Here is a 10,521-nt window from a genome sequence, read left to right on the forward strand (position 1 = left end):
ACCTTCGGCCCCTCGCCCCTCCACCCCCTGCGGCGGCTCTCCGAGCACTTAGGCGTCGAGGTCTGGGCCAAGCGCGAGGACTGCAACAGCGGCCTGGCCTTCGGCGGCAACAAGGTGCGCAAGCTGGAGTACCTCGTCGCCGACGCCCTGGCCCAAGGCTGCGACACCCTGGTCTCCATCGGCGGGGTGCAGTCCAACCACACCCGCCAGGTGGCGGCGGTGGCCGCCCACGTGGGGCTCAAGGCCCTGCTGGTGCAGGAGCACTGGGTCAACTACGAAGACCCCATCTACGACCGCGTGGGCAACATCCTGCTCTCGCGCATCCTGGGCGCGGAGATCGAGCTCAGCCCGGCCGGCTTCAGCATCGGCCTGCGCGAGAGCTGGCAGCGGGCTTTGGACAAGGTGCGGCAGCGCGGGGGCAAGCCCTACGCCATCCCGGCCGGGGCCTCCGACCACCCGCTCGGCGGGATCGGCTACGCGCGCTTCGCCCAGGAGGTCGCGCAGCAGGAGCGTGAGCTGGGCGTGTTCTTCGACCACGTGGTGGTGTGCTCGGTGACCGGCAGCACCCAGGCGGGGATGGTCGTGGGCTTCGCCGCGCAGGGGCGGCCGCGCCGGGTGGTGGGGGTGGACGCCTCGGCCAAGCCCGCCGAGACCCGCGCCGCCGTCCACCGCATCGCCCGCTCCACGGCACAAGCGCTCGAGCTCGGCCGCGACATCACCGACGAAGACGTGATCCTGCTCGAGGACTACGCCGGGCCCGAGTACGGCCTGCCGAGCGAGGGCACCCTCGAGGCCATCCGGCTGGCGGCGCAGCTCGAGGGCATGATCACCGACGTGGTCTACGAGGGCAAGTCGATGCACGCGCTCATCGACCTGGCCCGCAAGGGGATGTTCGAGAAGGGCTCGCGGGTGCTCTACGTGCACCTGGGCGGGGCCCCGGCCATGAACGCCTACGCCGCACTGTACCCGCCCCGAGGCTGAGGGCGTTCAGGCGGCGGCCGGTGGCCGCGGGGACCGGCCTCGAGCCCTTGCCCCTGCCGAAGGCTAGACTGGGGCCAGAGGTCGCCATGCGCATTGTTACCTGGAACGTCAATTCCCTGCCGGTCCGCCTCCCCCAAGTCCTGGAGTGGCTCGAGCTGCACCGCCCCGACGTGCTCGCCCTGCAGGAGACCAAGGTCGAGGACGCGCTCTTCCCGCGGGCGCAGCTCGAGGCCGCCGGCTACCACGCCGTCTTCTCGGGCCAGCGCACCTACAACGGGGTCGCCATCCTCAGCCGCCACGAGCCGCAGGACGTGCAGGCGGGAATTCCCGGCCTCGAGGACGAGCAGCGGCGGGTGATCGCGGCCACGGTGAACGGGGTGCGCGTCGTCAACCTCTACGTGCCCAACGGCGAGTCGCTGCGCTCGCCGAAGTTCGGCTACAAGCAGCGCTGGCTCGAGGCCCTCGCCCGCTGGCTCCGTGAGGTGCTCGAGGAGCACCCCAAGACGGTGGTGCTGGGGGACTTCAACATCGCCCCCGAGCCCATCGACGTGTGGAACCCCAAGCGCTTCGAGGGGCAGGTGCTCTTCTCCCCGGCCGAGCGCGCCGCCTTCCGCGGGCTGCTGGGGCTGGGCCTGCACGACAGCCTGCGCGAGCTCGAGCCCGAGGCCCGCGTCTACTCGTGGTGGGACTTCCGGGCCGCCGGCTTCCAGAAGGACCAGGGCGCGCGCATCGACCACGTCCTGGTGAGCCGGGCCCTGGCGCCCGAGCTGCGCGCAGCCTGGGTGGACCGCGCGGCGCGGGGCGTGGCCCGCGCTTCCGACCACGCCCCGGTGGTCTGCGACCTCTTCGAGGCCCACCCCAAGGCGGCGAGCCCCGTCGCCATCGAGGCCGGGACGCAGGGCATCCCCGACGCCGCCGAGTTCGTCCCCCCGGCCCAGCGCAGGCTCCCGCAGGACGGCAGGCGCACCCGCCCCACCGCCGTGGTCTTGGTGGACGGCCACAGCCTGGCCTTCCGCATGTACTTCGGGGTGCCCCCGGTCAAGGCCCCCGACGGCACCCCGGTCCACGCGGTGCTGGGCTTCGCGCGGGCGCTGCTGGAGGTCTACCGCGAGCTCGGCGGCGACCCCCTGCGCCCCGAGCCCGCCGGGGAAGGCCCGGCCCTGGTCGTGGTCTTCGACGCGCCCGTGGCGACCTTCCGCCACCGGCTCTACCCCGACTACAAGGGCGGCCGCGACGAGATCCCCCCGGACCTGCCTGCCCAGATCCGCCGCATCAAGCGCCTGGTGGACGCGCTGGGCTGGGCGCGCCTCGAGGTCGCCGAGGTCGAGGCCGACGACGCCATCGGGACGCTGGCTAAGCAGGCCGAGGCCCAGGGCCTCCCGGCGCTCATCGTCTCGAGCGACCGCGACCTCTACCAGTTGCTCTCACCGCTGGTGCAGGTGCGGGCCAAGGACGGCAAGCGCTTCGGGCCGGAGGAGCTCAAGGCCCAGTACGGCGTGACGGTGGGGCAGTGGGTGGACTACCGCGCCCTCACCGGCGACGCCTCCGACAACATCCCGGGGGCCAAGGGGGTGGGGGAGAAGACCGCTTCGGCCCTGCTCCAGCGCTTCGGGAGCCTCGAGGCTATCCTGGCCGCCGCCGAGGGCCCCGACCCCGACCGGCCCCTCAAGCTCGTGCAGGCCAGCCGGGAGAAGGTGCTGCTCTCGCGCGAGCTGGCCCGGCTCCGCCTCGACGTGGAGGTCCCGCTCACGCTCGAGGAGGCCGCCACCGTGCTGCGCGACGACCCGGGCCTGGTGCGCCTGCTCGACGAGTTCGGGCTCAAGGGGCTCAAGCGCGAGCTGCGCCTGGGCGAGGCCTCCGCCGCCCCGACCTCCCCGCAACCCCAGCCCGCCGGGGGCCCGGCCGAGCCCTCTGCCGAGCCCTACGCCGCGCCCGTCGTCGGGGTGGCCGGGCAAGAGACCGTGCTCCTGGACGGGACGGCCTCGAGGCCGGTGGGGCTACAGGAGCTGCCGAGCCCGGTGAACGCCGTGGACGCCAAGGCCCTGGTGCGCCAGGCGCTGTGGGCGGGGCGCGAGCTCGAGGCCGGCGACGACCCCCTGCTCATGGCCTACGTGGAGGACACCCGCGTCACCACGCCCGAGAAGCTGGCCGAGCGCCACGCCCGCGCGGCCTGGCCCGCCGCGGCCGCCGAGCGCGCCGCCCTGACCCGCGCCCTCCTGGGCACCCTCCGCGCCGGGATGCGGCCGGCCCCCAGGCGCCTGTACGAGGAGGTCGAGCGCCCCCTGGCGACGGTGCTCGCGCACATGGAGGCCACGGGGATCCGCTTCGACGTGGAGCGGCTGGCGGGCCTGACGGGGCAACTGCGCCGGCGGCTGGCCGAGCTCGAGGCCGCCATCCAAGAGCTGGTGGGCCGCCCCTTCAAGGTCAGCTCGCGCAACCAGCTCGAGGCGCTGCTCTTCGACGAGCTGGGGCTGGCCCCCTCCCGCCAGACCGCCCTCACCAACAAGCGCAGCACCGACAACGAGACCCTCTCCGCCCTGCGCGACGCCCACCCGGTGGTCCCCCTCATCCTCGAGCACCGCGAGCTCGCCAAGCTGGTGGGGACCTACCTCGAGCCCCTGCCCCGGTGGGTCAACCCCCAGACCGGCCGCCTGCACACCACCTTCGACCAGACCAACGCCGCCACCGGCCGCCTGGCGAGCCTCAACCCCAACCTGCAGAACATCCCCATCCGCACCGAGGCGGGCCGCCCCATCCGGGGGGCGTTTTGCGCCGCCGAGGGCTACCGGCTGGTCTCCGCCGACTACTCGCAGATCGAGCTGCGCATCCTCGCCCACCTCAGCGGCGACCCCACGCTGGTGCGGGCCTTCGCCCAGGGCGAGGACATCCACCGCGTCACCGCCGCCCGCGTGGCGGGGATCGCGCTCGAGGCCGTCACCCGCGAGCAGCGCAGCCAGGCCAAGACCATCAACTACGGGCTCTCCTACGGCCTGAGCGCGGTGGGCCTGGCCGAGCGCACCGGCATGAGCCGCGGCGAGGCCAGCCGCTTCATCAAGCGCTACTTCGAGGAGTACCCCGGCATCGAGGCCTACGTGCGCGAGACCAAGCGCTTGTGCAAGGAGCACGGCTACGTCGAAGACCTCTTCGGCCGCCGCCGCTACATCCCCGACATCAACGCGCCCGGGGCGGCCATCCGGGTGCGGGCCGAGAACGCCGCCATCAACATGCCCGTGCAGGGCGCCTGCGCCTCGATCATCAAGAAGGCCATGGTCGAGGCCTTCCCGGCGCTGCGCGAGCTCGGGGCCCAGCTCCTGCTGCAGGTCCACGACGAGCTGGTGGTCGAGGCCCCCGAGGACCGGGTGGAGGAGGTGGGCGCGCTCCTGCGGAAGACCATGACCGGGGTCGTGGAGCTCGCGGTGCCCCTGGAGGTGGAGGTGGGGCACGGGAAAACCTGGCTCGAGGCCCACGGCGGCTAGGTGAACCCTGGCCGGGGTAGACCGTCCGGCCACTTCGATTTTGGAACTATTGAGTTGCAATTTAGGAGCTCATTATGTTATTATCGGAATCGGGGGATATTGGTATGAACCGAGACCGTAATCCAAGCCGGCGCTACGGGGGAGTGAGCCCGCTCGAGGCGTGACCCCAGGGCCAACCCACACGGAACCACCCGCACGAGCCACTTTTGACCCATTCGAGGACCTGCCATGACCCATGCCCAAAACCCAGACCGCACCGCGCCCGAGCTCACGCCCCGCGACCGGGGCATCCTGTTCACCCTGTTGATCGCGACCTTCGTGGTCATCCTCAACGAGACCATCATGAACGTGGCCCTGCCCCGCCTGATGGCCGAGCTGCGGGTGAGCGCCGCCACCGTGCAGTGGCTGGCTACCGCCTTCATGCTGACCATGGCGGTGGTGATCCCCACCACCGGCTTCGTCCTGCAGCGCTTCAGCACCCGCCAGGTCTTCCTGGGGGCGATGGGGCTGTTCTGCCTGGGCACCCTGCTCGCGGGGCTGGCCCCCGGCTTCGAGCTGCTGCTGGCCGGGCGCGTGGTGCAGGCCTCGGGCACCGCCGTGATGCTGCCGCTGCTGATCACCACCGTGCTGGCGCTGGTGCCCGCCGAGCGGCGCGGGGCGGTGATGGGCAGCATCAGCGTCGTGATCTCGGTGGCCCCGGCCGTCGGGCCCACCCTCTCGGGGCTGATCCTCGAGGCCCTGCCCTGGCGCTTCCTGTTCCTGCTGGTGCTGCCGGTGGCCCTGCTCACCCTGGCCTACGGGGCCTGGCGGCTGGTCAACGTGGGGGAACCGCGCCCCGGCACCCTCGACCTGCCCTCGGTGCTGCTGTCGGCAGCGGGCTTCGGCGGGGTGGTCTACGGCTTCAGCAGCGCGGGCGAGGGCCCGGACGGATGGGGCAACCCCCGCGTCGCGCTGGCGCTGGGCGTGGGCGGGCTGAGCCTGCTGCTGTTCACCCTGCGGCAATTGGCGCTGGGCCGGCGGGGCACTCCGCTGCTGGACCTGCGGGCCTTCGGCTACCCCATGTTCAGCCTCAGCCTCGTGGTCATCATGATCGCCATGATGGCGCTGTTCGGCGGGGCGATCCTGCTGCCGATCTACCTGCAGGGCCTGCGCGGGCTGGGCTCGCTCGAGACCGGCCTGCTGCTGCTGCCCGGCGGGCTGCTGATGGGCCTGGCCGCGCCCACCGTGGGCAGGCTCTTCGACCGCCACGGGCCGGTGGTGCTCTCGGTGCCCGGGGCGGCCCTGCTCACCCTGACCCTGTGGGGCTTCAGCACGGTGACGGCAACGACCCCGGCGGGGCTGCTGCTGGCGCTGCACCTGGCGCTGAGCCTGGGGCTGGCGCTGCTGTTCACCCCGGTCATGACCACCGGCCTCAACCCCCTGCCCGGCCACCTCTACTCCCACGGCAGCGCCATCATGAGCACCTTGCAGATGGTGGCCGGGGCCGTCGGCACCGCCCTGCTGGTCACCGTCATGACCAGCCGCGCCGCCAGCCTTGCCGCCTCCCCCCAGGCGGCCCAGACCGCCGGGCTGCACGCGGCCTTCGCCCTGTCGGCGGGCATCGCCGCGCTGGCGTTGCTGCTCACCTTCTTCCTGCGCAGGTCGCTGCCCAGCCCCGAGGCGGAGCCGGCCCACCTCGAGGCCCAGCCCGCGTTCGCGGCGGACTGACCCGGCCGAAGTTATCCGCGTAGCGGAGGGCGGTACCGCCCCTTGGAAGGGGGACGCTTTCTTTACCGACCGTCAGGGAGGGGTGCGCTCCAGGGTCCAAAAAGATAGCCTCCAGGGTTCTGGGTTGGATGATCATCTTTTTGAATCCGGTATGACTTTTTCTCGAATGAGATTATCTTTTCGAACCCGGCATGAACCCGCCGTCGTGCGCCAATGCGCCCTCCCGCTGGCGGGAGGGCGCGGTTGTTTGGCTCAGCCCAGCGCCTAGGGTCGGAGTCTCGAGGTTGGCGCGCGGCCGGGGCTAGTCCCGGGCCTTCTTGACCACGATCTCGAGCACCCCGCCCTTGAGCGAGGCCTGCGAGGAGCCCGCCTGGATGCGCTGGCCGAAGTCGAAGCTGCGCTGGAAGTGACCGCTGGGGCGCTCCTGCAGGGTGTAGGCGCCCACGATGGGGTGCCGCACGCCCCCCAGGACTAAGGTGGTCTCCTCCTCCCGCACCTCGAGGTCCTCCGGGCGCACGCCGGGCAGGTCCACGAGCAGCTTGAAGCAGTCCTCCTCCTCGATGATGTCGGCGCTGGGCACCCAGGCCCCGGCCACCCGCTGGGTGAGGGCCTCGAGGCGCCGCCGCAGGTCCTGGAGTTGCTCGAGGGCGTTGAAGCGGTCGAGGGATTCAAGCGACATGGAATGAGCGTAGCATGGTGCGTGTGCCTAGTATGAGAACCGTCCCGGTGCTGTGCGGCCCGACCGCCTCGGGCAAAACCGCCCTGGCCCTGCGCCTCGCCGGGGAGCGCCCCCTAGAGATCGTCTCCGCCGACGCCTCGCTGGTCTACCAGGGCCTCGACATCGGCACCGACAAGCCCAGCCCCCAGGAGCGGGCCGCCGTGCCCCACCACCTCATCGACGTCCTCGAGCCCCACGAGCCCTTCAGCGTGGCGCAGTACCTCGAGCAGGCCGAAGCGGCCATCGCCGCCGTGCTGGAGCGCGGGCACATCCCGCTGGTGGTGGGCGGGACCGGCTACTACGTCCGCACCCTCTCCGAGGGCCTGTACGAGCTTCCCGCCCCCGACCCCGAGCTGCGGCGGGCGCTCGAGCGCGAGCTAGAGACACACGGCCTCGACGCCCTCGTCGCCGAGCTGGAGGCCTCGAGCCCCCAGGACGCCGCCCGCGCCGGTCGCAACCCCCGCCGGGTGCTGCGGGCTTTGGAGGTGCTGCGCCGCACCGGCACCCCGCCCAGCCGCTTCCCCAAGCGCCCCCCGCGCTTCCGCTACCGCAAGGCCATCCTGTGGCCCCCCCTCGACGCCCTCAAGCCCCGCCTCCTCGCGCGCATCCAGCGCCAGTTCGAGCGCGGCCTGCTCGAGGAGGTCCGCGCCCTGCTCGCCCGTTACCCCGACCCCCCCGCCGCCCTGAACGCCATCGGCTACAAGGAGGTGGTGGGCTACCTGCGCGGCGCGTACGGCCTCGAGGAAGCCCGCCGCCTCATCGAACACAACACCCTGGCCTACGCCAAGCGCCAGTACACCTGGTTCCGCAAAGAACCCGGCGACGTGACCTACCTCCAGGCCCTCGGCGAGGACGCATGGCCTCTGCTGGAGCGCTGGTTCGACAGGCAGTAAGGGGCCCGCGGCCTGTCGAGGGCCGAGGCGTCTCGCGTTCGGCGTAGGACGTACGACGTACGACGCACGACCCGCATCCGACGCACGACCCGCGCCCGGCTATCGGCCATCGACCGGTGACAGGCGATATGATGTCGTGGTTATGCTGGCCCACGAAATTCTCGCCCAGGTCCGCTCCGGCGAGCGCACCCCTACCGAAGTCCTGCGCTTCTACCTGAAGCGGGTGGAGGCCCTCGAGCCGCAACTCCACGCCCTGCTGCGGCTCAACCCCCGGGCCGAGGAGGAGGCCCGGGCGGTCGAGCAGCGCCTGGCGCAGGGGGAAGAGTTGCCGCTGGCCGGGGTTCCGGTGGTGCTGAAGGACAACCTCTGCACCCGCGGCCTCGAGACCACCTGCGCCTCGAGGATCCTCGAGCACTTCGTCCCGCCCTACGACGCCACCGTGGTCGAGAGGCTGCGCGAGGCCGGGGCGGTGATCCTCGCCAAGGCCAACATGGACGAGTTCGCCATGGGCTCCTCGACCGAGTTCTCGGCCTTCGGGCCCACCCGCAACCCCTGGGACCTGCAGCGCGTGCCCGGCGGCTCCTCGGGCGGGTCGGCGGCGGCGGTGGCGTCCGGCATGGCCCCGCTGGCGCTGGGCTCCGACACCGGCGGCAGCGTGCGCCAGCCCGCGGCCTTCTGCGGGGTGTACGGCTTCAAGCCCACCTACGGCCGCGTCTCGCGCTACGGGCTGGTGGCCTGCGCCAGCAGCCTCGACCAGGTCGGGCCCTTCGCCCGCACGGTGGCCGACTTGGCCCTGCTGAGCGACCGGATCTGCGGCCACGACCCCCGCGACAGCACCAGCCTGAAGGCCGAGCCCGGCTTCACCCGGGCCCTCGGCGAGCGCCCGGCCCTCACCGTGGGGGTCGTGCGGGAGAGCGTGCAGGCGGGCAACAGCCCCGGCGTGCTGGCGGCTTTAGAGAACTTCCGGCGGGTGCTCGAGGCCGAGGGCGTGCGCTTCGTCGAGGTCAGCCTGCCCGCGCTCGAGTACGCCCTGGCGACCTACTACATCGCCATGACCGCCGAGGTCTCCTCCAACCTCGCCCGCTACGACGGAACCCTCTACGGCCTGCGCGTGGCGGGCCAGGACGTGACCGACACCATGCGCAAGACCCGCTCGGCGGGCTTCGGCCCCGAGGCCAAGCGGCGCATCCTGATGGGCACCTTCGCGCTCTCGGCCGGCTACTACGACGCCTACTACGGCAAGGCCCTGCGCGCGCGCGCCCGGCTCAAGGCCGACTTCGAGCAAGCCTTCGCCCACGCCGACGTGCTCCTGACGCCCACCAGCCCCTTCCCGGCCTTCAAGCTCGGGGCCAAGACCGACGACCCCCTCTCCATGTACCTCTCCGACATCGACACGGTGGCCGTCAACCTCGTCGGGCTGCCCGGGCTGTCGCTGCCGGCGGGCTATGAGGAGGGCCTGCCGGTGGGGATGCAGCTCATCGCACCCCCCCTGCAGGATGAACGCCTCTTCAGCCTGGCCCAAATTTTCGAACAGTCTACGGGGGGTGTCTTCACCAAAGCCGCTCCCATCGCCTGTGCGAGTGCCTAAAATTCGCGCTTTGCCGTATACTGCTTCCAGCCTTTCCGGCTGCTGATTGGACTGGGTTTATTCCTATGCCCTACGCCGTCTCTCGAGCCATGAGCCCCACCCATTACCGCCTCAGTACCCGCATCGCGCGCCGCCTGCGGGAGGCAGCGGGTCCTCTCCCGAAGGCTCAGTTGGCTCAGGAAGTGCTCTCGTCGCCGCAGTTGCCCCAGCTCTCGTGGTCCGGCAAGCTGCTCGAGGGCTTGCTGGACGGTCGTTTCCGCACGAACGGACAGGAGGTAAGCCTTTGGGAATGGGACTACCCTTTTCCCCCGCGGTCCGAACCCGTGGTGGTGCTCGACCTCGAGACCACCGGCCTCTCGCCCGAAGCGAACGAGGTGATCGAGATGGCCTTCGTAAGGCTGGAGAACGGCAACCGCACCGAATTCCAACGCCTGGTCAACCCGGGCTGCCCCATCCCCCCCTTCATCACCCGGCTCACCCGCATCCGCGACCAGGACGTGCGCTCGGCCCCCGACATCTACACGGTGCTCGAGGAGGCCTGGCCGCTGCTGCAAGGGGCGACCTTAATCATCCAGAACGCCGGCTTCGACCTCGGATTCCTCAAGCCCCGCCTGGCGCGGCTCGGGTATAGACTGGATAACGCAGTGGTGGACACCGTTCAGTGGGCGCGCAGGGCGCTGCCGGGCCTCCCCAAGCGGGGCCTCGACGCGCTCGCCTTCGCCTTCGACCTCGGCGAGGTGCAGGGCCGCCACCGCGCCCTGGGCGACGTGAACGTCACCGCCCAGGTAGCCTATGAGATGTATTACATGCTGACCGCCGGAACTCCCCGGCCCCTTGGAGAGCTATGACCGGACGTTACGTTCTTACCTCACAATGCCTCAACTCCGGGACCATGACCCTGACCCAAAGCCTGCGCCAGTTCCTCAAGAACAAGGAGACGGCGCGCTTCGTGGACGAGGACGGCGAAGTCTACGAGTGCAAGGTGGAGTGGTCGAGGGGCCGCATCGCGGGTCTGCACGCGTACTACGCCAAGCGGCGGCTGGCGGTCAACGAGGTGATCGGCCTCAGCTTCGACGGGGAGGTGATCGGCCTCGAGGCCCTGCACTCCCGCCCCCCGCGCCCCGCGCCCAAGGCCCCGGTGGAAGCCGAGCCCAAGCC

Annotated in this window: 7 protein-coding genes and 1 pseudogene; 7 read left to right on the forward strand and 1 reads right to left on the reverse strand. The window is 71.3% G+C overall.

Features of this window, described 5'->3' with window-relative positions; genetic code table 11:
* The 3 genes from Mterra_RS14750 to Mterra_RS14760 form a co-directional block, all read left to right on the forward strand.
* Positions 1–981 (forward strand): 1-aminocyclopropane-1-carboxylate deaminase (locus Mterra_RS14750; protein ID WP_119315867.1); only part of this gene is annotated, 981 nt, incomplete at its 5' end.
* Between the two features lie 86 nt (positions 982–1,067).
* Positions 1,068–4,457, forward strand: coding sequence for an exodeoxyribonuclease III (gene xth / locus Mterra_RS14755; RefSeq protein WP_119315868.1), 3,390 nt, complete (start codon positions 1,068–1,070; stop codon positions 4,455–4,457).
* A 228-nt stretch (positions 4,458–4,685) separates the two neighbouring features.
* Positions 4,686–6,164: a DHA2 family efflux MFS transporter permease subunit gene (locus tag Mterra_RS14760; protein WP_119315869.1), complete on the forward strand. Its 1,479-nt coding sequence runs from the start codon at positions 4,686–4,688 to the stop codon at positions 6,162–6,164.
* A 301-nt stretch (positions 6,165–6,465) separates the two neighbouring features.
* Here Mterra_RS14760 and Mterra_RS14765 read toward each other — a convergent pair whose 3' ends face one another.
* Complete coding sequence (locus tag Mterra_RS14765) at positions 6,466–6,843, reverse strand: Hsp20/alpha crystallin family protein (protein WP_119315870.1); 378 nt, start codon at positions 6,841–6,843, stop codon at positions 6,466–6,468.
* A gap of 32 nt (positions 6,844–6,875) precedes the next feature.
* Between Mterra_RS14765 and miaA the strand changes: the two genes are divergently transcribed.
* From miaA to Mterra_RS14785, 4 genes and pseudogenes are all read left to right on the forward strand, one after another.
* Positions 6,876–7,775 carry a tRNA (adenosine(37)-N6)-dimethylallyltransferase MiaA gene (gene miaA, locus Mterra_RS14770; protein ID WP_119315871.1) on the forward strand — a complete coding sequence of 300 codons (900 nt, stop codon included), beginning with the start codon at positions 6,876–6,878 and terminating at the stop codon, positions 7,773–7,775.
* A 142-nt stretch (positions 7,776–7,917) separates the two neighbouring features.
* Positions 7,918–9,363 carry an Asp-tRNA(Asn)/Glu-tRNA(Gln) amidotransferase subunit GatA gene (gatA, locus tag Mterra_RS14775; RefSeq protein ID WP_119315872.1) on the forward strand — a complete coding sequence of 482 codons (1,446 nt, stop codon included), beginning with the start codon at positions 7,918–7,920 and terminating at the stop codon, positions 9,361–9,363.
* An 89-nt stretch (positions 9,364–9,452) separates the two neighbouring features.
* Positions 9,453–10,211 (forward strand): 3'-5' exonuclease, encoded by a 759-nt coding sequence (locus tag Mterra_RS14780; protein WP_170159681.1) that lies wholly within the window; start codon positions 9,453–9,455, stop codon positions 10,209–10,211.
* 44 nt (positions 10,212–10,255) lie between these two features.
* Positions 10,256–10,521: pseudogene (locus tag Mterra_RS14785) on the forward strand (hypothetical protein); the annotation flags it as partial.

This window comes from Calidithermus terrae (assembly GCF_003574345.1).
In the GTDB taxonomy this organism is placed as follows: domain Bacteria; phylum Deinococcota; class Deinococci; order Deinococcales; family Thermaceae; genus Calidithermus; species Calidithermus chliarophilus.